General features: G+C 63.1%; 37 protein-coding genes. All 37 read right to left on the bottom strand.

The features are described 5' to 3' along the window. Nucleotides 1-185: 185 nt before the first annotated feature. Nucleotides 186-1,280, bottom strand: a complete 1,095-nt coding sequence (locus KNJ79_RS05145) for a hypothetical protein (protein WP_317153056.1) — start codon at nucleotides 1,278-1,280, stop codon at nucleotides 186-188. After that, the gene (locus KNJ79_RS05150) at nucleotides 1,280-3,208 is read right to left on the bottom strand and encodes an ATP-binding protein (RefSeq protein ID WP_317153866.1); all 1,929 of its coding nucleotides are present in this window, start codon (nucleotides 3,206-3,208) and stop codon (nucleotides 1,280-1,282) included. Before KNJ79_RS05150 ends, KNJ79_RS05145 begins: the two co-directional genes overlap by 1 nt. A gap of 56 nt (nucleotides 3,209-3,264) precedes the next feature. Then, a complete protein-coding gene (locus KNJ79_RS05155; RefSeq protein ID WP_317153057.1) occupies nucleotides 3,265-3,627 on the bottom strand; it encodes a hypothetical protein in 363 nt (120 codons plus the stop codon). Continuing rightward, entirely contained in the window at nucleotides 3,624-3,941 is a 318-nt protein-coding gene (locus tag KNJ79_RS05160; protein WP_317153058.1) for a hypothetical protein, read from the bottom strand. The genes KNJ79_RS05155 and KNJ79_RS05160 overlap by 4 nt, the downstream gene beginning before the upstream one ends. Nucleotides 3,942-3,994: 53 nt before the next feature. Beyond that, entirely contained in the window at nucleotides 3,995-4,420 is a 426-nt protein-coding gene (locus KNJ79_RS05165; RefSeq protein ID WP_317153059.1) for a hypothetical protein, read from the bottom strand. Beyond that, entirely contained in the window at nucleotides 4,417-4,692 is a 276-nt protein-coding gene (locus KNJ79_RS05170; RefSeq protein WP_317153060.1) for a hypothetical protein, read from the bottom strand. Before KNJ79_RS05170 ends, KNJ79_RS05165 begins: the two co-directional genes overlap by 4 nt. Nucleotides 4,693-4,829: 137 nt before the next feature. Continuing rightward, a complete protein-coding gene (locus KNJ79_RS05175) occupies nucleotides 4,830-5,582 on the bottom strand; it encodes a hypothetical protein (RefSeq protein WP_317153061.1) in 753 nt (250 codons plus the stop codon). Next, nucleotides 5,539-5,715: a hypothetical protein gene (locus KNJ79_RS05180; RefSeq protein ID WP_317153062.1), complete on the bottom strand. Its 177-nt coding sequence runs from the start codon at nucleotides 5,713-5,715 to the stop codon at nucleotides 5,539-5,541. Before KNJ79_RS05180 ends, KNJ79_RS05175 begins: the two co-directional genes overlap by 44 nt. 10 nt (nucleotides 5,716-5,725) lie before the next feature. After that, nucleotides 5,726-5,941: a hypothetical protein gene (locus KNJ79_RS05185; protein ID WP_317153063.1), complete on the bottom strand. Its 216-nt coding sequence runs from the start codon at nucleotides 5,939-5,941 to the stop codon at nucleotides 5,726-5,728. Continuing rightward, nucleotides 5,938-6,303, bottom strand: coding sequence for a hypothetical protein (locus KNJ79_RS05190; protein WP_317153064.1), 366 nt, complete (start codon nucleotides 6,301-6,303; stop codon nucleotides 5,938-5,940). Before KNJ79_RS05190 ends, KNJ79_RS05185 begins: the two co-directional genes overlap by 4 nt. Further along, nucleotides 6,272-6,661 (bottom strand): hypothetical protein, encoded by a 390-nt coding sequence (locus KNJ79_RS05195; RefSeq protein ID WP_317153065.1) that lies wholly within the window; start codon nucleotides 6,659-6,661, stop codon nucleotides 6,272-6,274. The genes KNJ79_RS05190 and KNJ79_RS05195 overlap by 32 nt, the downstream gene beginning before the upstream one ends. Then, nucleotides 6,658-6,870 carry a hypothetical protein gene (locus KNJ79_RS05200; RefSeq protein ID WP_317153066.1) on the bottom strand — a complete coding sequence of 71 codons (213 nt, stop codon included), beginning with the start codon at nucleotides 6,868-6,870 and terminating at the stop codon, nucleotides 6,658-6,660. The genes KNJ79_RS05195 and KNJ79_RS05200 overlap by 4 nt, the downstream gene beginning before the upstream one ends. A gap of 1 nt (nucleotide 6,871) precedes the next feature. After that, nucleotides 6,872-7,237 (bottom strand): hypothetical protein, encoded by a 366-nt coding sequence (locus tag KNJ79_RS05205; protein WP_317153067.1) that lies wholly within the window; start codon nucleotides 7,235-7,237, stop codon nucleotides 6,872-6,874. Then, on the bottom strand, nucleotides 7,234-7,728 hold the full coding sequence (locus tag KNJ79_RS05210; RefSeq protein WP_317153068.1) for a hypothetical protein: 495 nt from the start codon (nucleotides 7,726-7,728) through the stop codon (nucleotides 7,234-7,236). Before KNJ79_RS05210 ends, KNJ79_RS05205 begins: the two co-directional genes overlap by 4 nt. A 205-nt stretch (nucleotides 7,729-7,933) precedes the next feature. Then, complete coding sequence (locus KNJ79_RS05215) at nucleotides 7,934-8,347, bottom strand: hypothetical protein (protein WP_317153069.1); 414 nt, start codon at nucleotides 8,345-8,347, stop codon at nucleotides 7,934-7,936. Continuing rightward, on the bottom strand, nucleotides 8,332-8,571 hold the full coding sequence (locus KNJ79_RS05220) for a hypothetical protein (protein ID WP_317153070.1): 240 nt from the start codon (nucleotides 8,569-8,571) through the stop codon (nucleotides 8,332-8,334). Before KNJ79_RS05220 ends, KNJ79_RS05215 begins: the two co-directional genes overlap by 16 nt. Next, a complete protein-coding gene (locus tag KNJ79_RS05225; protein WP_317153071.1) occupies nucleotides 8,568-8,855 on the bottom strand; it encodes a hypothetical protein in 288 nt (95 codons plus the stop codon). The genes KNJ79_RS05220 and KNJ79_RS05225 overlap by 4 nt, the downstream gene beginning before the upstream one ends. After that, a complete protein-coding gene (locus tag KNJ79_RS05230) occupies nucleotides 8,848-9,180 on the bottom strand; it encodes a hypothetical protein (RefSeq protein ID WP_317153072.1) in 333 nt (110 codons plus the stop codon). Before KNJ79_RS05230 ends, KNJ79_RS05225 begins: the two co-directional genes overlap by 8 nt. After that, nucleotides 9,173-9,424, bottom strand: coding sequence for a hypothetical protein (locus tag KNJ79_RS05235; protein ID WP_317153073.1), 252 nt, complete (start codon nucleotides 9,422-9,424; stop codon nucleotides 9,173-9,175). The genes KNJ79_RS05230 and KNJ79_RS05235 overlap by 8 nt, the downstream gene beginning before the upstream one ends. Beyond that, complete coding sequence (locus KNJ79_RS05240; RefSeq protein WP_317153074.1) at nucleotides 9,421-9,618, bottom strand: hypothetical protein; 198 nt, start codon at nucleotides 9,616-9,618, stop codon at nucleotides 9,421-9,423. The genes KNJ79_RS05235 and KNJ79_RS05240 overlap by 4 nt, the downstream gene beginning before the upstream one ends. Then, nucleotides 9,618-9,752 carry a hypothetical protein gene (locus KNJ79_RS05245; RefSeq protein WP_317153075.1) on the bottom strand — a complete coding sequence of 45 codons (135 nt, stop codon included), beginning with the start codon at nucleotides 9,750-9,752 and terminating at the stop codon, nucleotides 9,618-9,620. The genes KNJ79_RS05240 and KNJ79_RS05245 overlap by 1 nt, the downstream gene beginning before the upstream one ends. Continuing rightward, complete coding sequence (locus KNJ79_RS05250) at nucleotides 9,736-10,044, bottom strand: DUF6197 family protein (RefSeq protein WP_317153076.1); 309 nt, start codon at nucleotides 10,042-10,044, stop codon at nucleotides 9,736-9,738. The genes KNJ79_RS05245 and KNJ79_RS05250 overlap by 17 nt, the downstream gene beginning before the upstream one ends. Then, complete coding sequence (locus KNJ79_RS05255; RefSeq protein ID WP_317153077.1) at nucleotides 10,038-10,394, bottom strand: hypothetical protein; 357 nt, start codon at nucleotides 10,392-10,394, stop codon at nucleotides 10,038-10,040. Before KNJ79_RS05255 ends, KNJ79_RS05250 begins: the two co-directional genes overlap by 7 nt. Continuing rightward, nucleotides 10,391-11,395, bottom strand: coding sequence for a hypothetical protein (locus KNJ79_RS05260; protein ID WP_317153078.1), 1,005 nt, complete (start codon nucleotides 11,393-11,395; stop codon nucleotides 10,391-10,393). Before KNJ79_RS05260 ends, KNJ79_RS05255 begins: the two co-directional genes overlap by 4 nt. Further along, nucleotides 11,388-11,711 carry a hypothetical protein gene (locus tag KNJ79_RS05265; RefSeq protein ID WP_317153079.1) on the bottom strand — a complete coding sequence of 108 codons (324 nt, stop codon included), beginning with the start codon at nucleotides 11,709-11,711 and terminating at the stop codon, nucleotides 11,388-11,390. Before KNJ79_RS05265 ends, KNJ79_RS05260 begins: the two co-directional genes overlap by 8 nt. Beyond that, nucleotides 11,704-11,874 carry a hypothetical protein gene (locus tag KNJ79_RS05270; protein WP_317153080.1) on the bottom strand — a complete coding sequence of 57 codons (171 nt, stop codon included), beginning with the start codon at nucleotides 11,872-11,874 and terminating at the stop codon, nucleotides 11,704-11,706. The genes KNJ79_RS05265 and KNJ79_RS05270 overlap by 8 nt, the downstream gene beginning before the upstream one ends. Beyond that, nucleotides 11,871-12,032 carry a hypothetical protein gene (locus tag KNJ79_RS05275; RefSeq protein ID WP_317153081.1) on the bottom strand — a complete coding sequence of 54 codons (162 nt, stop codon included), beginning with the start codon at nucleotides 12,030-12,032 and terminating at the stop codon, nucleotides 11,871-11,873. Before KNJ79_RS05275 ends, KNJ79_RS05270 begins: the two co-directional genes overlap by 4 nt. Before the next feature lie 392 nt (nucleotides 12,033-12,424). Beyond that, nucleotides 12,425-12,859 carry a hypothetical protein gene (locus KNJ79_RS05280; protein WP_317153082.1) on the bottom strand — a complete coding sequence of 145 codons (435 nt, stop codon included), beginning with the start codon at nucleotides 12,857-12,859 and terminating at the stop codon, nucleotides 12,425-12,427. Continuing rightward, nucleotides 12,828-13,064: a hypothetical protein gene (locus KNJ79_RS05285; protein WP_317153083.1), complete on the bottom strand. Its 237-nt coding sequence runs from the start codon at nucleotides 13,062-13,064 to the stop codon at nucleotides 12,828-12,830. Before KNJ79_RS05285 ends, KNJ79_RS05280 begins: the two co-directional genes overlap by 32 nt. Further along, a complete protein-coding gene (locus KNJ79_RS05290) occupies nucleotides 13,054-13,194 on the bottom strand; it encodes a hypothetical protein (protein ID WP_317153084.1) in 141 nt (46 codons plus the stop codon). The genes KNJ79_RS05285 and KNJ79_RS05290 overlap by 11 nt, the downstream gene beginning before the upstream one ends. Beyond that, complete coding sequence (locus KNJ79_RS05295; RefSeq protein WP_317153085.1) at nucleotides 13,187-13,507, bottom strand: hypothetical protein; 321 nt, start codon at nucleotides 13,505-13,507, stop codon at nucleotides 13,187-13,189. Before KNJ79_RS05295 ends, KNJ79_RS05290 begins: the two co-directional genes overlap by 8 nt. Continuing rightward, entirely contained in the window at nucleotides 13,501-13,806 is a 306-nt protein-coding gene (locus KNJ79_RS05300; protein WP_317153086.1) for an HMG-box domain-containing protein, read from the bottom strand. Before KNJ79_RS05300 ends, KNJ79_RS05295 begins: the two co-directional genes overlap by 7 nt. After that, on the bottom strand, nucleotides 13,799-13,981 hold the full coding sequence (locus KNJ79_RS05305; RefSeq protein WP_317153087.1) for a hypothetical protein: 183 nt from the start codon (nucleotides 13,979-13,981) through the stop codon (nucleotides 13,799-13,801). Before KNJ79_RS05305 ends, KNJ79_RS05300 begins: the two co-directional genes overlap by 8 nt. A gap of 123 nt (nucleotides 13,982-14,104) precedes the next feature. Beyond that, nucleotides 14,105-14,593, bottom strand: a complete 489-nt coding sequence (locus tag KNJ79_RS05310; protein WP_317153088.1) for a hypothetical protein — start codon at nucleotides 14,591-14,593, stop codon at nucleotides 14,105-14,107. Nucleotides 14,594-14,670: 77 nt separating this feature from the next. Next, nucleotides 14,671-15,330, bottom strand: a complete 660-nt coding sequence (locus KNJ79_RS05315) for a hypothetical protein (protein ID WP_317153089.1) — start codon at nucleotides 15,328-15,330, stop codon at nucleotides 14,671-14,673. 362 nt (nucleotides 15,331-15,692) lie between these two features. Then, entirely contained in the window at nucleotides 15,693-18,179 is a 2,487-nt protein-coding gene (locus KNJ79_RS05320; RefSeq protein ID WP_317153090.1) for a phage/plasmid primase, P4 family, read from the bottom strand. A 2-nt stretch (nucleotides 18,180-18,181) separates the two neighbouring features. Then, nucleotides 18,182-18,706 (bottom strand): hypothetical protein, encoded by a 525-nt coding sequence (locus tag KNJ79_RS05325; protein ID WP_317153091.1) that lies wholly within the window; start codon nucleotides 18,704-18,706, stop codon nucleotides 18,182-18,184. Between the last annotated feature and the right edge of the window lie 110 nt (nucleotides 18,707-18,816).

Consider the following 18,816-nt stretch of genomic DNA (forward strand, 5'->3'; position numbering starts at 1 on the left):
CGCCGCACGCGAGCGGCTCGTGGGGCCGGTAAACGAACCGGCCAATGACCTCGCCATCGACGACGAGATCGACTTCGTGGGCGCGCTCGGAGCCCCGATAATCCCGGAGGATTATCGGGGGCTCGTTGGTGCCATGCTTCCGGTTGGAAGCGATGGCACACTGAGCGACGTGAAGGATCCGCTTCCTAGACAAGGGGATCGAGCATGCCGTGGACATGCTCACCGTTCTTCAAGAAGAAACCCCGCTTCAATGGGCCGACGAGGATCCAGCCGAGCGGCGTGGTGGTGTCGTGGGGGTGGACGTCGTCGATCTTGTAGGGGTCGATGTCGTCGAGCAGGCAGTCGAGATTGTTGTCCGGGTCCCAGTCGTCGCAGACGCCCTGCGGATCTGCGGTCAGCAGATTGCCGTCGAGCTCGTAGATCGCCTTGTCCTCGGTCGTGCCGGGGAGCAACTGCACCTCGTCGCCGGCCATCGTCTCGTAGACCTGACCGGGCCAGTAGCGGAAGCGCGCCGGCACCGGCGGCTCGAACACCGTGTTCGTGGTGAAATAGCTGCCGATCTCGATCGGCGACGTCTCGTCGACGACTTCCATGCGGCAGCACCGGCCCTTGGTGTCGTTGTAGTCGCGCGGGATCGCGGTGACGTCGGCCGGATCGATCTTGACGATCATCACCGGGTCGTCGCTCTCGCCGACCGGTCCGCGCTTCAGATACTCGATCGAGCAGAAATGGATACCGGCCGAGCAGGTCCGGTCCGGGTCCTCGTCGCATTCGCTCCGCGGCATCTCGAGCACGGCGCCGACCTTGTGGAAGAAGGTTTTGCCGGTGTTGTGGTCCCAGTAATCCTTCCGCACCCTCTTGAAGGCGAGAATGAAACCGTCCGGAGTGATCGGCAGATTGGCCTTCTCGACCCACTGGTAGAGCTGCTGCTGGGCGCGATACGACGGGTTCAGCTGCAGCCGCTCGAGGAAGGCGACGAGCGGCTCGACGAGCCCTTCCTCGCCGCTCTTCAGGAAGGCAAGGATCTTGCGCGTCAGATAGGTGTCGATCGGGCGGTCCTTGTAGGTCAGGACGCCGTCCTCGACGCGGACGTAGCCCTTCATGTAGCGGACCACCGCTTCCTTGATATCGACGAGACCGCGATAGAATTCGACGTCCTCGACGCCGTTGCGAAGGGAGTCGCGGATCGTTTCGAACTGGACGTGCGACGAGGGGATGACGACGGGTTTCGACCCGAGCATCAGCGTGATGCTCTGGTCGGTCATGATATACGGGATCATCAGATGAACTCCTTGAGGAGCTGCTTCAGCGGATCGCTGAGGTAGTTGGTGTCGAGGAGGGCTTTCGCCTTCCACTGCTTGGTCTTGAAGGCTTCGGCCAGGCGCTCGCCGTTGATCCGCGGCGGCAGCTTGGGTTTGACGGCGTCCTGCAGAACGGCAGGAGCGCCGACGGCGGGTTTGATGAACTGCTGGTGCAGGGCAAAGATCTTGCCCAGCGGCGTATTCGGGCGTGGCTCGCCCGGCAGGCGATCGATGTATTGGAAGAGCGGGCGAAGGTGCTCGTCCTGGAGCAGGGCCTTGGCCTGCGGGAGGGTGGGGTAGCGCGAGAGCGCCGCGTCGAAGGCGGCCTTGTAGGCCTTGTCGAAAGGTGTGAAGTGCTTGAGGTGCTTCGCGTCGACCTTGTTAACGAACACGAGGCGGTCGGAGGACACGAGCTCGGAGCGAATGCGGGTCTCCAGACCGGGCTCGCGCGGGCTGAAGTTGTCGAGGACCACGAGGACCCCTTCCTCGGGGCACGGGATTTCCTCGAGATGGTGTCGGAACTTGGCGTCCCAGCGCGACGACGGGCTCCAGCCGAAGGCGCGGACGTTCGCGCGCTGTGCCTTGGCGTATTTGGTGCGCTCGGGCTTCGGCAGGTCCGAGGTCAGGATAACGTCCTGCGGATTGCCGTAGGCTTCGAGCGCGTCTTTCCCGCGGAGAACGAGAACTTCCTGGCCGCGGCGCAGGTTGTTCTCGCCCCAGAGGCGGATGCGAGCGATGTTGGCATTCTTCGAGCTCGGCTCGAGATCGTCATAGATGACGTAATCGATCCGGTGCGGCGTGACGCCGAGGCCGTATTCCCAGTGAGCGGGCGGGACCTTGTGGGCGCGACGCGACAGCTCGAACTTCCACGCTTCGACCCCGAGCGTTGCTGTGGGTTTCAAATACTGCTTGATCTCCTGACCACGCCAGCGAGCGTGTTGGGTCACGAGCTTCCCGCGGCCGATGTGATATTCGCCGCCGATCTCCTCGTGCATGGCGACCGTCGCGGCCCAGAGCGAGGGCTCGTTCTCGAACATCGTCGGGATCGAGGCGACGACCTCGTCGATGATCTCTTCCAGCTTGTCGGTGATCGTCTGGTTGGTGAGATCGCTGTAGAGCAGCGTTTCGCGGCTCGGCGTGATGCTGACCGAGCCGATCGGGACGTAGAGATCGAGGCCGCACTGGAAGAAGGGATTGAGCCGCTCGTTCGTCCGGAGCTCGTAGGGGAGCTTCGCCATCTCGATCGGATAGCGCACGCCGCCCATGACGACATGGAAGTCGCGCGTCTTGTTGATGATACCCCAGCCGGCGCCGAGCTGGTCGTATTTCACCGCCTCGACGGGATGGTTCACGACATTCGGCAGCGGTGTGAAGAAGGGCACGACCTTCTCGGTCGCCTCGCGGAAGAGGTTGAAGTGGTGCGTCTCGACCGGAAAGCTGACCTCAACGCCATTGGCGTCGGTCGTTTCCTCCTGCGATAGGAGCGCGATCGCCGGGATGCTGTCCTCGTCCTTGAACACCGAATAGACCGAGCGCACGCCGTCGTGGACGGAAACGAGCACGAACTGGTCGGTGTAGGAGAAGGGGCTCTTCGAGCCGATGCCCCAGCCGCCGATCTGGTCGTTCGACTGGTCCTTCGTCGAGCCGTCGGTGTAGGCCATGAACTTCGTCATCATGAACTCGTGGCTCATGCCGATGCCGGTGTCCGTGACACGGAAATAGGGGTCGAACTCGTCAGGCAGCCAGACCTTGACCGGCGTCTCGTTCTTGCCGGCGGCGGTGTGGGCGTCGATCGCATTGGCGACGAGCTCGCGGACGATCGCGGTGTATTTGTCCGCGTAGATCTGGGTGGCGAACATGTCGAAGACCTTCGCCGTGGCTTTGACGGTGGCGCGCGCCGTCTCCATCACACCCGCGGGCATGACGTTGCGCGCTTCATGCTGAAGCAACATGTTGGAATTCCTTATCCGAAGACGATCTCGCCGAAGACGGCGAGCTGCAGGAAGACGTCGGCGTCTTCCGCGTCGTAGGTTTCCTCGACGACCGCGAGCGCCCGGCGCGGGTAGAGCTCATTGAGCAGGCGCCAGCCCTTCTCGAGGGTGTCGGACTCGATGGTGTGGACGTCGCGCATGCAGTCGGTCAGCGCGAGCTTGAACGGCGACAGGTAGAAGCGCGCGTCGGCGTAATAGGGGGGCTCGTACTCGTCGGTGCCGCTGACGAGCTCGAGGTCGCTCGCCCAATAGCCGCAGCCGCCTTCGATCGCCGTGACCATCAGGTCAGCCAGCATCGAGGCCGTGAGCGTGTGCGTGACGGTGGCGTCGATCACAGCTCGATCTCCTTGATGATCTTGGACATCTGCTTGTCGCCCTGGGCGTAGCCGGGGCGAGGGGCCTGCGAGGGGGCAACCGCGGCGGCGAGGCCGAAGCCTGCGTTCTCGATCTTGTCGACGCGCAGGAGTGCCCAGCACGGAAGGGGACGGCTTGCTTCGCCGTCGATCTGGAAGCCCCGGATCACGGGGGCGTTATCCTTGATCGAGAGGCCCACGGCGTGGACTTCGATCGTCTTCGGCTTCCCCTCGTAGGAGATGCACAGGGGTACGGCGCGATCGATCGCTTCGATCGCGAGATTGATGGTATCCATGATTTGAATGTCCCTTAAATCCGAGGGATTGGTAGGGTGTTCAGGGGTAGTCGCTATGCGAGATAGTTGAATTCCTCGGGGAGCCGACCCGCGTAGATCGTCGTCTCGAATTCATGTGTGCTGGGAATAGGCTTGCCCTCGAGCATCCACCGGATGCGTAGACCGGCGCCGTGCGGGGTGTCGTCGATCATGGACCACGCTCCGCTGAAGCACCATTCGGCCGCATCGGAGAACCAGCGCATGCCGAATTGGTTTTCGCAATAGTCGGGCCAAGCGTCGTCGCCTATTCCCGGGTGGATGCCCGCGCGCGGCCCGTGACCGAGGGCGCAGCCGACCGATCCACAAGGGTGTGCGTCTCCCGGTCCGAATTCCCGTTCGGTGCCGGGGAGCTTGCAAAAGGTGCCCATATCGAAATCGTGGTAGTCGGTGGGAAGCCGGAGGAGATAATCCGCCAACTTGCTCAGATTATCCCGGTTCACGACACCCTCTCGATCCGCGGGTTCTTGACCCACAATCCGCCGACGGTACGGTCCTCGATCATGAACCAAGACGAGAGCGCAGCGACAGCGTCGCGATAGGTCTCGAACTCGGTTGCCTCGTCCTCGGCGTAGGGCTGGACAGGCGAGCTATGACCGACGTGCAGGGCGTCGCCGGGGCGCGTGATCATGGGGCGGACGACGCCATAGGTGTGCTTTGCGGTCTCGCGAGAGGGCGAGCTGCGCTTGACGGTGAAGCGGATCCTATATGGCATTTCGCAGGGTCTCCAGTCGCGGCCGGACAAGCAGGCCCTGCTCGTCGGCATATCTGTTGCGCAGTTCTTGCAGGTGGCGTTCGGATTGGTTGACCGCAGTCTTCAAGCGGTCATGGCGCGCAAAGGCGCGGCGGAGCTCAGCCGCCGTAGATTGTCGGGTCATCGCTGTCGGGTATCCCATTGTGGAGGGCGTAGAGGATGCGCTTGCCAGCGCCTTGGGGGGTGTTGTCGACGTAGCTCCAAGCGGAGCCGAAGATGTATGTCTGCAGCTTGAAGTCGCCTCCGAAAGCCCGAGCGATGTAGTCCTCCCAGTCTTCGCCCGGGATGGGGTCGATGCCGGCGCGCGGGCCGTGGCCACCAGCGCAACCGACGGTGCCGCACACGGCATCCTTGGGGCGGCAGCAGAGGTCGTCGGCCCACCACGACATGTCGAACTCGTCATAGTCGTCGGGCAGGGCGACGAGATAGGCGGCGAGCCGGCGCAGGTTCTGATATTGCTCGAGGGTCAGGCCGTGGGGATAGTGGAAGTCATCGACGGAGCCGGTGTTGAGATAGTGTCGGATGCGGAGAGCGGCTGCCCAGGGGCAGTCGACGTTGTCCTGACTGAACAGAAATCGATACTCAGGAGAATAGATTGGGGCTCCAAGAAGGTTGTCCGCCACCGCGTTCCAACTGGACTGCGTCTCCCATCCGACGATGCCGGTGTAGGGGACATGGCCGACGGCGCACGCGGAGCTGCCGCAATGGTCAGAATTGCGGATGCAAATACCGTCGAGACCCCTGTCGTCGCAGTTATAAACCCTCATTTTGAAGTGGCCGTAATCGACCGGCAGCTCGATCAGATAGTCAGCCAAGGTCGATAGGTTGTACCGTTGCAGATCGGTGAGCATTGTTGAGCTCCTCGAGAATTGTGAAGGCAAGCGCGAACGCTTGCTGCCGGGTTCGGCAGGTCGAGATGAAAAGGTCCTTCGCGTCGTCGTAGCGATCGGCGAGAAGGAGTTCGGTGATCGGATGGTGGGCCATGGCCCGTGGATTACGTGGAATGCGCGGTGTTCGGGACTTCGATGGGGGAATTGATCCCGTTCCTTTCCATGAACTTGATCAGGCTCTGCCGGTGCTTGAACCGGCCGAGGCGCTGGAGCTGGTCGAGGGTGTAGCCGTCGTCCTTGGCCCGGCGGATGACGCGGACCTTTTGCTGGTGCAGGACGCGGCGGGCTTGTTGGCCTTTATGCTGGTGGGCGGAGATCATGCCGCCTTTCTCACTTCCTGAAACCATTGCAGCACGAGCGGTTTGCTCGGCGCCGTGGTGGGCACCTCGAAGACGCGCACGTCGTCGGGCATTTCTTCGTATTCCCAGGCGTTGAACCAGAGGTCCCGGGCCTCCTCCGGGCTGTGCGCCCAGACAAAGAGATCCCAATTGTCGGCGCCGTCGTCCTGCGCGACGAGATAGAGCCGAAGGCCACTCTCCGCCGCGTTCCAGAGATCGACGATGCGCTGGGCGTCGTCGTTCTCTGTCGCGAGGCAGATCAGGCGGGAGCCGTCCTCGGTGAGGATCTGGCTCTCCTTCTTGGACCAGCGGTCAAGACGAAGGCGTGGCATCGTCGTCGCCATCGTCGAGCTGCTTGTCGAGCCACTGCTCGAGGGCCTTGCCGGCCTTGGTCATGATCGGGGACTTGAGGGCTTGCTCGCCCATCTCGCTTGCCGCGATCGCGTAGAAGGTCTCCTTGCTCGGAACGAGCCACATCGAGAACCAGATCACCACGATGATCGGGAGCAGCCACCGCGAGAAGGCCGTGCCGCGGTAGATCGCCGGCGCCTCGTCGTCCGTCTCGAGTGTCGCCAAGGCGATCCGATTGAAAACGAACGCGAGAGCGAGAGCGATCATCACCCAGAACATGATGAACAGCATCCAGCTGGCGAAGGTAGGGAGCACGTCGGCCCAGTAGAGAATCTGGCTGAGCTGGTTCATGCGCGGCGAGCCTCCCGACGCTGCCGTGCCAGCAGATCCTTGGCCTTCGGGTTGTTGAGGCCGAGCCACTTGCCGCGGCCCATGTAATGGACCTTGCGGGGCGGCATCGTGATATAGCCGAGAAGCTTCCCGGTTTTCATATCGATCTTGGGGTGGACGGCTTTGGAGGGAAGGACTTGCCGCTGGATGCGGCGGACGAGACTGCTCATATTACCAAGCTTTCTGGAATTGGGTTTTGATGACGACGTAGTGGTCGCAGTCGGCGATGCCGGAGACCACGAGATGGCCGACGTCGCCGGGGTTGGCGACGTGGAGGGTGTCGGTGGCGGTGTAGGAATAGTCGCCGCCCTTCCAACCGCAGAAGGTGCGGCCGTCGATCGCGTTCTTGAGCTCGTCATACAGGTCGCGAACCGTGGGCTGCACGTCGGGCATGGCGGAGTGCCCCAGTGCTGGCTCGGCATAGACACCGCGCCACGAGGCGACGGTCGTAGGACGCGCCGGGAAGTCGAACTCGATCAGGGCGTCGGGGTCGCAGTTGCGAAGGAGGACGATGAGATCGCCGACCGAGATCGTCATTTGCGGAATTCCTTGTAGAGTTCGAGGTGCCTTTCGGCGGGGAGGTCGTAGGGGCCGAACGGGATCTCGCGCCCGGCAAGGACGTAGCGGATGCGCGCTGCGGCGCCCCGATGGTGGTTGTCGATGTAGGACCATGAGCCGCCGAACAGCCACTCCCAGAGCGGAGTGTTCGAGCAGTCTTCTCCGGTGAAGAGCAGGGAATAGTCATCCCAGTCGACATAGAATTTGCCGGAGACGTGGGGGGACTCGGTGATCAGACATTCCGGCATCAGAATGCCCGCGGCGGGGCCGTGGCCGACAGCGCAGGCAGCCGTTCCGCACGAGGGCACGCCGCCGTTGTGCTGAGCGTAGTGGGCTTCGGCCTCGTTGGCTTCTTCGTCGAGGGCGAACAGGTAGCCCGACATCTCGAAGTGCTGATAGTCTTCGGGCAGGCTTTCGAGGTAGGTGGCGAGCTTGTCGAGGCGCTCGCGATTGATGGGCTGTAAGGTCATGACTCGTTGCTCCCAGAGTTTGGGTTCGGGCGGTAGGTGTCGTGGAAGAAGTCGCTATGCGACTAGGGTCGCTTTTCCGCCGCAAGAGCATGGCGAATGCGGTCGAGCACGCCCTTGCGGTGGTCATAGAAGTCGTCCGTGTGGGTGCGAACGCGCTGGAGTTTAGGGTCGTACTCACCGACCACGGGGTGAGGGCGGGGAGGCATCACCACGTTCGGTGCTTTTCAGCGACCCATTCGCGGCCGTCGTATTCGTCGATCTCCCAATCGACGTCGTCAGGAATCTCGACGATTTCGAGTTTCGCGAACGCACCATTTGCCGCGGCGCCGAGTTCTTCGACAGCGGCGACAAGAGCGGGGTCGTCGCGCTGGATATCGTTCTTGGAAATCCGCGCGGCCTGAACCTCTGCATTGATGCGCTGGCGCTCCCCGAGCGGGAGGACCGACCAGTTGGCAGGCGTCTCGATCGGCTCGGGCACGATCCAATAGACCAGCATGCTCGGATAGCCGAGCATGGGCTTGGGGTATACGGTAAGACCCTTGTGCCGGGCGTAGGCGAGCATGCCCTCATGGCTGAGGCCAAAGCCGCCGTAACAGCGGTTGACTACGATTTTGCGCATTCGGAAATCCTTTGGCGAAGCGCCGGCACAAGGGCGGTGCTGTCGTGGTGCCAGGCGCGGATGGCGTCGATCGAGCGCTTGTCGCCCCAGACCGTGACGCCGCCGCAGGAGAAGCCGGATTGTGGATTGGGCAGGACGTCGGTCAGGATTTGGGCGATTTGCTCAGGGGTGGCGCGGACGTGGGCACGCTCGAGGGCTTTGGTGAACTGGTCGTGGCTGATCATCGGATCGGCTTGAGCTCGGTCGTCTCGTCCCAGCTGCGCGCGATGTCCTTGCGCAGGGCGGTGATGGTTTCGGGGCTGAGGCCGCCGCGGATTGCAACGGGGTTGATCAGCTGCCTCCCGCCGAGCGCGGTGAGCTCGACGACGACGGCGCTCGCGGCGAGGTTGCCCGCCTTCTCGAGCGTCGCACTGGCGAAGTGGTAGGAGCTGGCAAGCTGGGCTTCCATCTCCTTGAGCTTGCGGGTGAGCTCGGCCTTGGTTGGGCCTTTGCTTTTCTTCTCAGTCACTTGTCAGCTCCTTGAACGGGAGCTGGTGAAGGGCCACGTCGAGCTCGTCGCGCATTTGGTCGACGCCGACCGTTCGGCGCTGGACGTGGGAGCGCATGACTTCGAGCACGTCGTCCAAGCGGACGTAGCGCTGGGGCACGATGAGGTCGTGGTATCCCGACACGGCGGCGCCGTTGGTGTCGTAGTAGACGGCGACTTCGGTGCCCGCAGGGGCGACGAGAACGAGACCAACCACCGGGTGGCTGGGTGGCCCGGCGCGGTCGACGCAGATGATGCGGACGGGACGGCCGGCGGTGTTGAAGTAGGTTTTGCCGAGTTCAATCATGGTGAAGCTCCCTCACCAGCACGACCTCATCGCCGTCATAGAGACGAACGAGCGTATCCAGCGGAAGGTCGGTAAGCGCGGTGGCGCCCCGCTCGACTTCGGGTTCGATTTCGCCGTTGGCGATGGCAAATCGTCTCCAGGCGTCGATCGCCGCCTCTTTGCTATGAGCAAGAGGGCCGGCATACGGGCGGGCGTCGGGATAGGCGACGGCGTGGCCAATGACGGCGAAGTGTTTCTGTTTCATTCCTTGATGTCCTGATAGTTGCGCTCGGCGAAGGGTTGGTCGTGCTCGCCGCGAGCGAAGATGACGATGTCATCGGGAAGGACCTCGCGCCGGGCGCGGCGGTCCCATCCGATGTGGATGAAGTCGGGAGGGCCGAAGACCCGAATGGCGCGGTTGTACTCGTCGCCGCGGAACCAGACGAAGTGGAGAGCCATCAGAATACGCCGGGCTGGCGTTCCCTTTTGACCCAGCACAGGAATTTCCAGCGTTTGCGGCCGTTCGAGAAGGTGATGCGCTTGAGGACGACGAAGTGGTTCTCGCCCGAGCGGCGCTTAAGCCGGGAGAGCATTGATCCGCTCGTCGAGCAGGGCGAGCACTTCGGCGTGGGTGTGGGTGTCGTTGAAGCCGACGTAAGTCTGGTGCTCCTTGAGGAGAGGGCTGTCGTTCAGATGGTCATCGATCTCATCGGTGATGTCGTGGCCGATCGTCTGGATTGCTGCGCCCATGAGGCACCAGCAGGTGACCTCGGGGTGCGGGACAGTGAGCTGGTGTCCTTTGGCGTCCCTGCCATAGGCGCCTTGGGTCCAGCACCGGGGGTCTGCGAGGAGGTCGCGCATGGCGATGAGGTCGTCTTTTAGCACAGGACGAGATCCTCGGCCTCTTCCTGCGACATGCCGGTCCACTTGAGACCGCGGCGGTCGAGGAGCTCGATGAGGTCGTCGACGTCGCCGTGGTCGAACGCTTCTTGAAGCTGCTTGAGCTCGCACAGCTGCCCAGGGTCGGCCAGGACAACGCGGCCCGCCTTGACGAGGCCGCCGATGTGCATGGATCCGACGGTATCCTCTAACGGCCTGTCGGCAAGGAGTTGCTCCTCGGGCGTCATCAGCGCGCCGATGATGCAGGGCGAGGAATAGGTGCATTCCCGAATGTTCGGTGCAGCTTCGTCGATATGGGCCTGGGTCAGGTTGTTGAGGTCGATGTGGATGGTCACCGTTCAAACTCCAGTGCGGCCTCGATCGTCGGGTTGTCGGTCGAGGCATGGAAACGCTCGAGGCGGGTGGGCTCGGGCTTGATGAGGCCGAGCTCCTTGAGCACATTGATGTGCTGATCCTCGGCCGTCCCAGCGTGCCACGGCGGGTTGTTGATACGGCGAAAGCGCTGACGCGCGTGCTCCTCGGGGACCTGGACGGTGTCCTCGACGGGGGCGACGGCGCGGCGGTAGCCAATGATGTCGCCGGTGTTACCTTCGCGGTTCCAGCGCAGGACGTTGTGCCTGGGCCAGTCGTCGTCGCAGAACGACGGGCCGCGGTAGAGCCGTCCCCGGCCGTCCCAATCAGCGGGCGCGCTGTCGCCGCCCGGCCAGTAGACGAGGTCGGTGCCGCGCTCCTGGTTGTAGCGCTCGACAGTGTAGTAGGGGTGGTCGGCGGGGAGGCGGATGCGGAGCGGGCAGGGCCAGTCACTGCTCCAGCTCCACGACAGGAGCGTCTGGCCGTGCTCGCCGATCCAGCGGTCGGCGTAATTCTCGAACAGGCCGACGTCGGTGTCACGGAGCCAGTCGGGGATGACGCCGTTCACGATGATCGGCCGGCCGTAGCCGTCGCTGGGGGCGGCTTTGGGGCGGTAGCCGACGATGTCGAATTCGGGGCAGAGCCGCTCTGCGGCCGGGGCGTGCTCCCAGCTGCAACCCGCGGCGTCGGGCTGGATCGAGCCGATGCGGTAGATGATCTCGCCGCCGTCGTAGTCCTCGGGCGCGCTGTCGCCGCCCGGCCAGTAGGTGAAGCCCTGGCTGGTCGCGAGGTAGTAGGCGTGGTCGGCGGGGAGGCGGAGGTGGGTGACGTCGTCCCAGCCGCAAACGCAGTCCACGCGAACGCCCGTCGAGAGGGGGCCGCAGGTGGTCCAGTGCGGGATGACGAGGGTGTCGTTGGCCAGCCAGTCGGGGCGGCCGTTCGGGGTGGGGATCGGGTCGCCCCAAATGATCTTGGTGTCACTCATGGATGTGGTCCTTGATGGTGCGGAGGTTTTGGATGACAGCAGGCAGGCGGCCGCGGTCGTTGTTGTTCCAAATTTCGTCGAGGCGGAGGTCGGCGTTGACCGCGTAGAGCGGCGGGTAGACCTCGTCGGTGTTGTAGGCGTCGAGCTTGAGCTCGCGGGCGAGGTAGCCGAGGGCGCACCAGCTGCAGGCGTCGGGGTCGAGGACGCTTACCTTGTCGCCGTGCTCGTCCTGGGCGAGGTTGCCGGTGCAGCGGTCATAGGGATTGGTTTCGAGCCACGCGATGGTGTTGTCGATGGCTTGGGCGAGTTTACTCATGAGGCTGTGTCCTGAAAACGCGGTCGCCGATAACGCGGAGGCGGATGCCGTGGCGCTTGGCGTACTGGCTGGCTGCGGATGAGACGGAGGCACGGGAGGCGCCGTCGGGGATGGGGAAGCTGTCGCCGGGCTTGGCGAGGGTGGCGAAGGCGTATTTGGTCATGAGACGGGGCCGAGAGGCACCCACCAGAGCTGGCTTCGCCACTCGTAGACGGCGACGTCCGGCTGGTCGGGACCGCCCATGGTGTGGCGGTAGTCGCCGAGCGTGCGGGCGAGCATGAGATTGGTGACGGCGTGCAGGGTCTGCAGAAGCTTGCGCATCGCGAGGTCCTTCGGGTTGATGTGGGGGGTGGTTTAGGGCGTGGTCGTCGCCGTTGTCGTGGGCGGACGAGGAAGTCGCTGTGCGACTTGTTAAGAAACATTCGGGGATGTTGAAGAACGTTAATGAGGTGCGAAGACGAGAAGTCTAATGCAGGTTTGAAAAGTTGAAGTCGCTGTGCGACTTCTAGGGAAACGTTAATTTCCCTATATATAATATTTTTTAGAGAGAGAGAGAGAGAGAGAGACCAAATGTAGAGAATAGGAATATATTAGACAGTATGTCTCAGAGAGCGGAAAATCGCTACTCGCTGCCTAATTTTTAGGCACACTGCCTAAAAAACAGGCACTCCCTCCAACAAGTCGCACAGCGACTAGCACTTTTCAAAACCGCACTAGCCTTTGTGCCCCTCCCCCACCTTAACAAACAATAATCTTCCCGATCCCCGAGCTCGCTTGATCGTCCGCGCATCGAGTCCCATCAGAGCGGCCTCGTCCTTGGTTTTCGACCGCACGAGCGCGACCGAGTAGGACGGCATGGCACCGAGCTGCATAAATTTCACTGCGTCTTCCTCGGTCACGCTCGCGACATTTCGCCGGACGTCCTCTTCCGAAACAACCACTTCACGACGCCCGCGCTCGATCTGATCCCGGCGCAGGCCGGGCATCAGGACCATGAGGTCGCGGGGGCGGAAGCCCGGTGTCTGACAAAGCACCCCGAACTCGTAGACCCAGAACGGGTTCACTCGCTCGAGGCGCCGCCGATACAGCACCGACTGGAATTTGGGGCTGGCTTGGTTACCTGACAGGATGTCCATGTCGAACAGCACGGCAGTATCCCTCCGGCTTGGCCTTGAGACGCGCCCGGCAATCGCCCTTGGACAGGTCGTGGTCGAGGACGTAGACGTCGCCGTGGTCGAGGACCTCGAACTGGTAGGTGGGCGTCGCCTCGTCCTTGTCGTGGTCATTGGCGAGGTGGAGCAGGAACGCGAGGGGCCAGCAGAGCAGCCCGACGAGGATGAATTTATCCTTCATGGTCGATCATCCGCTGGCCCGGGCGATGCCGCTCGCCGATGCGGCACTGGGGATAGAGGTAGAGGAAGTCGCCGTTAGCGTGAACGAAGACGAGCCACAGAAGGCCCTCGCGTGGAACGGACCTAAACATGGTACTTGCTCGCGAGCACGACCTCGGCGTGGCGACAGAGCTTCTCCCCCAGCTGGTCTACAGGCTGGGTAAGCAGCCGCTCCCGTGCGTCCGCCAGGACGTCGCGCACGGCGTCGAGATGGTCGGCGACGAAGTCGAGGAAATCGTCGTCGTGGGGCTCAGGTTCGGGCGAAACGTAAATCCAGACGCCAAGCGCCACGAACAGGGCGCCGACGGCGCGCAGGACGATCGCGAGGGGGTCGGCGAGGGGCATCGGGGCGGCGACGACCACCACCCCGAGCACGACCACGGCGATGCCGAGAACCCTCAACATTTGAGTTCCTCCGCATTCGGACAGGTCAGATTTTCTGCAGAGTATTTCCGCCAGTTGCGGATCGCGTCGTCGATCACGCGCTGCTCCACGCCCACGATCCGGGCCTTCTCCCGGCCGAGCCGCTTGACGACCCGCTTGAGGCTGAGGTCGGGGTGGCGGACGCGGTCGAAGGTCTCGACGAAGCGGCCGTAAATCCTGGCGGCTTCCTCGAAGTCGTTGGATTTGCAGGCCCGGATCATGAGGTTGGCCTGAAAGAGGGCGGCTTCTTCGCCGAGGCGGCTTTGAACGAAATCAGACATTACGGATCTCCCCGTTGGAAAGGCGGACGCGCAGCTGCTGACCGGTCGACGGGTTGAAAAGCCCGAGCAGGTCGTCGCGGCACGCAGCCGGCAGGATGGTGAAACCCGACCTTGCGAAGCGCCGGGTTTCGGGAAGCGCCTCAAGGTCGAGTTGAAGAATGTTCCAAACAGGCATGATTCGTCTCTCCTTCCGTGGGAAGTCGCAGTGCGACTTGTGATTGCGTGCGCGACGCGCACGACAAATCACCCCGCGAAGCGCAGGGCTTTGCGGGGTGATTTGTTTCAGGAATTCAGGGGCTTAATCGGCCGGGTTCATCGCCTCGTAGAAGGCGTTGGCCATGCGCTCGAAATGCTTGGCCGCGAGGCGGGCGCTTTCCGCTTTTTGGGTAATTACCCAATTTTCGTGCTCGCTCCGCCAGTCGCGCGACTGGTCGAGGCGCAGCTCGTCGTTGCGCTTATATTCCTGCGACCACGGCTTTTGCGGGCGCAGCGAAGGGTCGGGATGCGGCGCGCACGTCCGACTTTCGACGCCGGCACCGGCGAGCATCGCGCGCAGGACCTGGCGCTCCTGGACAACGCCCGCGCGATAGACCGCTTCCGGAATCCCGCGGTTGATCTCCCGAAATTCGGGCCGTGGAAGTCGCCGGTTTCGGGCCGCTCGAAAGCCCGGAATATAACCGGGGCTCGCTTCCATCCCGTCCGGCGTCGGGTCCGTCATGCGCGCGAGCTGCTCCGCGTTGGTCCGGACGCGCTGCGCGCGCACGAGATCGTCAAGGATACGGGACATGGCGAGGGCCTTTCGTGTCGGGGAAAAAGGCCCGGTTTTGGGTAATTACCCAAAACCGGGCAGGGGGCGGGAGAGGGTTAGGCGGCGTCGGCAATCGGCTCGATCGAAGCGGCGGCCGTATCGACGGCCTCGCGCACGGCCAGCAATTCCATCTGGACGGCGGCCAGAACGTCGACGGGCAGACTGGCGATATACTCCGCCACGCTGGCCAGAACGCCTTGCGCGTGCGCCGTCGGGTCGGCAGGGGGCGCGGCGCCATCCGCTTCGGCCTCGCCTTCCGCTTTGGCCTCTTGCTCCGCCGCGGCCGGATCATCGGCCTGAAGCTTTGCCTTCACCGCGGCTCGGACAGCATCGCGGAGCACATAGAGCCCCTTGGCCGCGCCATCGGCCTTGGCGACATAGGCGTCGATGGCCTCGCCGATGGCGGGAAGCGCCTCGCCATAGGTCTTGAGATTGTCATCAATCTCGAAGATGGCGCGGAAACAGTTACGCGCCGCTTCGCCGCCCTTGGCATAGCGAAGGCCATTGATGCTATCGACAGCCTTGCCCTTGGGGGTTTTGGGATTGCCGTGCGCGGCGAGCGCCGTGACGGTGAGGGCGGATTGCGTCACTTCGCCCGCCTTGAGCCCTGCCAGCGCCATGCGCGCCACGTCATCGCTCTTGTTCGCAACGGCAACGCCGTTTTCGCGAAGTTTCCGAATATCGGCGCCAAGCGCCACTGCATCAAATTTCAACATTGTTTCAAACCCTTTTCAAACTTGGGTAATTACCCAAAACGCTGCCCCGGAATTTGAACGCACGTCTCCCGGTCCCCGGAGCAGGGGCAGGACGCGGGAGTGCGAGGGCTCAACCGGCGCGATAGCTCGCGCAAGGCCTTGCCACCCCCTCTAGATACAGTGTCCGCCCAGGTGCACGCTCACAAGTTGAGCAACGGCAAAGAAAAGAAAAAAGCACGGTTTTTCAAAGGGTAGCACGATAATTTTACGTCAAAAACGCTCTATGTAGGGTGATTATCCCTTCTCTCTCCCCGGGAAATTTTCGGTTTTTTGGGTTTTTACACAAGAAAAAGGGCCGGTTTCTTGTCGAAACCGGCCCATTATTACTCGCCCAGACCCTTTATTCGGACCCTGCGGAACATCGCCCGCTTGACCCCGGCCTTGTCCTCATACGGGATCTGGGGGTAGCCGAGCTCCTCCATCATCTGCAGGAACCGCTCAAAGGTGACGTTGAAGCCCCGCGACACCTCCCGCATGTAGAAAACATACTGGTCGAAGCACTCGCGCGCGTCGGAGGAGTCCTCGTCGGACCCGGTCGGGCGCACCTTGTCGTTCGATTGCAGCCACGCAGCCACGCTGTTGTTCGCGCGCTGGATCTGCTCGAGGCGCGCAAGGTGGCTCGCCGGCTGGGTGTAGTCGTTCTGCCGGAGCAGCCGCGGGAGACCCTGCACCGCCCACGCGGCGATCGCCTCCCGCTCCTCGGCCACGAGCACCTCGTGGTAGTCGGGGATGCGCTCTTCGGCGGCCACCACCTTTTCGAAGTCGAAAATCTGCCAACGGCGCACGAACCCCATCGAGGTATCGCGGCTCCGCGGCAGGTGGTTCGAAGCGAACCAGTGCGCGGCGATCGGCGCGAAGGTGAACCCGTCCCGGCCCTTGAACTCGGTGCTCTGGGTCGCGCCCTCGACGACCTCCTTGAAGGCCTTGCCGTCGATCACCGTCTCCTCGGGGAGTTCGCCGCAGACATTGAGCGTGCGGCCGACCATGCCCGAGAGCTGAAACCGCTGGCCCCACCGCTCCGGCGACAGGGTGCAGATCGCCTTCGGCGGCATCATCGCCTGCAGAACCTCGAGGGCCTGCGACTTGCCGGTCTTCGCCTTGCCATAGAGCAGGAAGGCGCGCTGGAACCGCGGGGCGATGCCGAACATCGTGGCCGCGAAAGCTTCCTGCAGGGCCATGACCTTCTCGGCATAGTCCTCGTCGTCGCCCCACGCGCTCTCGAGATAGGCGAGCCACTTGTGCGCCTCGCCCGCGCGCTCGGGAACGTAATTGAACGGCATGGTGAAGGTCTTGCCGTATTTCGGCGAGTGGTCGTGGAGCACGCCGCCGCTGTCGAGGAAGCCGTTCGCGAAGTTGATGCCGATCTCGAACTCCTCGATGAGGTCGGAGCGGCAGAGCCGCGAGATTGTCTTGACGATCGCCTCATAGTCATTGTGGCGCCGGGAAAGGATGTTGCCCTTCACCCCGGTCGCGACCGCGACATAGACATCCTCATGGTCGACCTGTCCAAAGCAGGAGCCGCCCCACTGCCAGAAGCAGCCCTGCGAGAATTTGAGCTCGCCGCCGCGGCTCATCTCCTCGATGACCTCGCGCGCAATGCTCTCATGGTCGGCGGCCATCTCGCCTTCGCCGCTGCTGTCCTGCCGGGCTTCCTTCAGCATGCGCGCGAGCGCGGGCTTGCCGATCCCCGTCTCCTTGCCGAAGCGGCTCTTCACATAGTTCACGAGGCCGTCGCTTTCGAGCGATCCGAAGTTGTCGTCCTTGCCGACCTCGGAGAACAGCTCTCCGATCTTCGAGATCAGCCAGTCGGTGTTGTCGGGCTCTTCGGCTGCACGGGCATCGATCCACTCGCGCGCCTTGGTGAGCGTCCAGCGCTGGACCTTGTTCTTCTCGATCAGAGCCTTGATCGCGCTGATCTCGCGCTGCTCGTCCGAAAGTCCCACGTCCCAGCCATCGGGGAGCGTGCGGCCGCCCTCGACATCCTTCAGCAGGAATTCGAGCAGCTTCGCGACGCCCTTGCCGGGGTCCATGTCATCGCCCGCGATGCTGGTCGTGAAGTCGGTGACCCACACGACCATGTGCTCGATCGCTTCGGAAAGCGATAGGCGCGTCGACTTGTCGATGCCGAGCACGACCCGGGCGAGATACCCAGCGTGGCGGACCATCTGGATGTCACGCTCGCCCTGCGGAACGACATCGAGCGGCTTCGAGCGTGACCCCTGCGCCAGGGTGATGCCACTGCCGCGGGACTTCAGCACGTCGCCAAGGGCATCGCGCAGATCCTGCTCGACGTCATCGTCGATCGCCGGGATCTGGTCGAGCACGTCCCACAGATCGCAGTTCGCCTCGTAGGGCTTGCCGGTGTCGGGGTGGATCGAGGGCGGCAGCACCATCTGGTTGCCCTGACCGAGGAACTCGACGATCGACTTGTTGTCGCTGTCCCGCAGCTTGAAGTTCCGCTGGCCCTTCCAGCGGTAGACGAGGCCCATGCCCTTCTTGCCGACGCGCTTCCACGGCGACGTGGGCAGCGCGTCGAGAATTGCTGTGACGAGCTCCTCGTCCTCGGTATCGATGTCGATCGCGCAGAGGCCGGAGGCCGGTCCGAAGGGAAGGCCGATATTGTGGTCGGGATAGCTGTCGAGCCAAAGCATCTGCATCGACTGCGACGGCATGACCGCCGCATAGCTCTGCCACTCGTTCAGGATCGGAGCCTTGCCGGCGCCCTTGCCGAAGCTGTTCCACTTCTTCAGCGGAATGACGGGGAGCCCCACGGCCCAGTAGCGGGGGGCGAAATCACCAAAGATGCTCATGCTCAGTCCTCCCGGTACGGCGCGATGCGCTCGAGAAAGACTTCGCGGTCATCCTCCTGCACCAGATCGTCGAGGATGGAGATCACGACGGCCTCGAACTGGGCGATGCGCTTGATGTTGAGCACGCGCTCGCGCAGGTTGATGATCTTTTCGATGATGGTGGTCTTGAGCTTGAAGACGGCGAGGCGCGCGGATGGGTCGAGCTCATTCTCGCCTTCGCCTTCCTCCATTCCCTTCAGCTGCTCGAGAAGTTCGGCGAGTTCGGCGGCGATCTTCTCCTGATCCTCTTCGGCGAGACCGGGAGCCTTTTTGCGGCGTTCAGGGCTGCCGTCGTTGACGATGCGCTTCTCGACCTCGACCACGCGCTCTTCGATCTGCAGGATTTCCTTCAGGACGTTGCGCACGTCGATATCGTAGGGGCAGTCAGGGCGATCGAAGATCTCCTGATCGGCGAGATAGTGCTTTTTGAGGGACTGGAGCGAGCGAAGCACTCCGATGCGGAGCGTGGGATAAGCGATGTCTGTCATTCGCCCCACCTGATTCCAACCGACTCGGCTCGCAATCGGTTTTCTTGAAGTCGCTGTGCGACTTCCTGACCCGGGTGCCTAATTCACCCCCTCGTCTAGACTTGAACCCC

It is taken from the genome of Sphingopyxis indica (assembly GCF_032879645.1).
In the GTDB taxonomy this organism is placed as follows: domain Bacteria; phylum Pseudomonadota; class Alphaproteobacteria; order Sphingomonadales; family Sphingomonadaceae; genus Sphingopyxis; species Sphingopyxis indica.

What these genes read in the sequence shown, in the direction of transcription:
- KNJ79_RS05150 (WP_317153866.1), bottom strand. Translation starts at nt 3,208, where the DNA reads ATGGAGACGGCGCGCGCCACCGTCAAAGCCACGGCGAAGGTCTTCGAC.
- KNJ79_RS05220 (WP_317153070.1), bottom strand. Translation starts at nt 8,571, where the DNA reads ATGATCAGCCACGACCAGTTCACCAAAGCCCTCGAGCGTGCCCACGTC.
- KNJ79_RS05145 (WP_317153056.1), bottom strand. Translation starts at nt 1,280, where the DNA reads ATGATCCCGTATATCATGACCGACCAGAGCATCACGCTGATGCTCGGG.
- KNJ79_RS05260 (WP_317153078.1), bottom strand. Translation starts at nt 11,395, where the DNA reads ATGAGTGACACCAAGATCATTTGGGGCGACCCGATCCCCACCCCGAAC.
- KNJ79_RS05295 (WP_317153085.1), bottom strand. Translation starts at nt 13,507, where the DNA reads ATGTTGAGGGTTCTCGGCATCGCCGTGGTCGTGCTCGGGGTGGTGGTC.
- KNJ79_RS05170 (WP_317153060.1), bottom strand. Translation starts at nt 4,692, where the DNA reads ATGCCATATAGGATCCGCTTCACCGTCAAGCGCAGCTCGCCCTCTCGC.
- KNJ79_RS05285 (WP_317153083.1), bottom strand. Translation starts at nt 13,064, where the DNA reads ATGAAGGATAAATTCATCCTCGTCGGGCTGCTCTGCTGGCCCCTCGCG.
- KNJ79_RS05320 (WP_317153090.1), bottom strand. Translation starts at nt 18,179, where the DNA reads ATGAGCATCTTTGGTGATTTCGCCCCCCGCTACTGGGCCGTGGGGCTC.
- KNJ79_RS05175 (WP_317153061.1), bottom strand. Translation starts at nt 5,582, where the DNA reads ATGCTCACCGATCTGCAACGGTACAACCTATCGACCTTGGCTGACTAT.
- KNJ79_RS05235 (WP_317153073.1), bottom strand. Translation starts at nt 9,424, where the DNA reads ATGAAACAGAAACACTTCGCCGTCATTGGCCACGCCGTCGCCTATCCC.
- KNJ79_RS05290 (WP_317153084.1), bottom strand. Translation starts at nt 13,194, where the DNA reads ATGTTTAGGTCCGTTCCACGCGAGGGCCTTCTGTGGCTCGTCTTCGTT.
- KNJ79_RS05315 (WP_317153089.1), bottom strand. Translation starts at nt 15,330, where the DNA reads ATGTTGAAATTTGATGCAGTGGCGCTTGGCGCCGATATTCGGAAACTT.
- KNJ79_RS05240 (WP_317153074.1), bottom strand. Translation starts at nt 9,618, where the DNA reads ATGGCTCTCCACTTCGTCTGGTTCCGCGGCGACGAGTACAACCGCGCC.
- KNJ79_RS05245 (WP_317153075.1), bottom strand. Translation starts at nt 9,752, where the DNA reads ATGCTCTCCCGGCTTAAGCGCCGCTCGGGCGAGAACCACTTCGTCGTC.
- KNJ79_RS05200 (WP_317153066.1), bottom strand. Translation starts at nt 6,870, where the DNA reads ATGAGCAGTCTCGTCCGCCGCATCCAGCGGCAAGTCCTTCCCTCCAAA.
- KNJ79_RS05195 (WP_317153065.1), bottom strand. Translation starts at nt 6,661, where the DNA reads ATGAACCAGCTCAGCCAGATTCTCTACTGGGCCGACGTGCTCCCTACC.
- KNJ79_RS05310 (WP_317153088.1), bottom strand. Translation starts at nt 14,593, where the DNA reads ATGTCCCGTATCCTTGACGATCTCGTGCGCGCGCAGCGCGTCCGGACC.
- KNJ79_RS05300 (WP_317153086.1), bottom strand. Translation starts at nt 13,806, where the DNA reads ATGTCTGATTTCGTTCAAAGCCGCCTCGGCGAAGAAGCCGCCCTCTTT.
- KNJ79_RS05210 (WP_317153068.1), bottom strand. Translation starts at nt 7,728, where the DNA reads ATGACCTTACAGCCCATCAATCGCGAGCGCCTCGACAAGCTCGCCACC.
- KNJ79_RS05230 (WP_317153072.1), bottom strand. Translation starts at nt 9,180, where the DNA reads ATGATTGAACTCGGCAAAACCTACTTCAACACCGCCGGCCGTCCCGTC.
- KNJ79_RS05160 (WP_317153058.1), bottom strand. Translation starts at nt 3,941, where the DNA reads ATGGATACCATCAATCTCGCGATCGAAGCGATCGATCGCGCCGTACCC.
- KNJ79_RS05215 (WP_317153069.1), bottom strand. Translation starts at nt 8,347, where the DNA reads ATGCGCAAAATCGTAGTCAACCGCTGTTACGGCGGCTTTGGCCTCAGC.
- KNJ79_RS05270 (WP_317153080.1), bottom strand. Translation starts at nt 11,874, where the DNA reads ATGACCAAATACGCCTTCGCCACCCTCGCCAAGCCCGGCGACAGCTTC.
- KNJ79_RS05205 (WP_317153067.1), bottom strand. Translation starts at nt 7,237, where the DNA reads ATGACGATCTCGGTCGGCGATCTCATCGTCCTCCTTCGCAACTGCGAC.
- KNJ79_RS05265 (WP_317153079.1), bottom strand. Translation starts at nt 11,711, where the DNA reads ATGAGTAAACTCGCCCAAGCCATCGACAACACCATCGCGTGGCTCGAA.
- KNJ79_RS05275 (WP_317153081.1), bottom strand. Translation starts at nt 12,032, where the DNA reads ATGCGCAAGCTTCTGCAGACCCTGCACGCCGTCACCAATCTCATGCTC.
- KNJ79_RS05305 (WP_317153087.1), bottom strand. Translation starts at nt 13,981, where the DNA reads ATGCCTGTTTGGAACATTCTTCAACTCGACCTTGAGGCGCTTCCCGAA.
- KNJ79_RS05185 (WP_317153063.1), bottom strand. Translation starts at nt 5,941, where the DNA reads ATGATCTCCGCCCACCAGCATAAAGGCCAACAAGCCCGCCGCGTCCTG.
- KNJ79_RS05190 (WP_317153064.1), bottom strand. Translation starts at nt 6,303, where the DNA reads ATGGCGACGACGATGCCACGCCTTCGTCTTGACCGCTGGTCCAAGAAG.
- KNJ79_RS05325 (WP_317153091.1), bottom strand. Translation starts at nt 18,706, where the DNA reads ATGACAGACATCGCTTATCCCACGCTCCGCATCGGAGTGCTTCGCTCG.
- KNJ79_RS05180 (WP_317153062.1), bottom strand. Translation starts at nt 5,715, where the DNA reads ATGGCCCACCATCCGATCACCGAACTCCTTCTCGCCGATCGCTACGAC.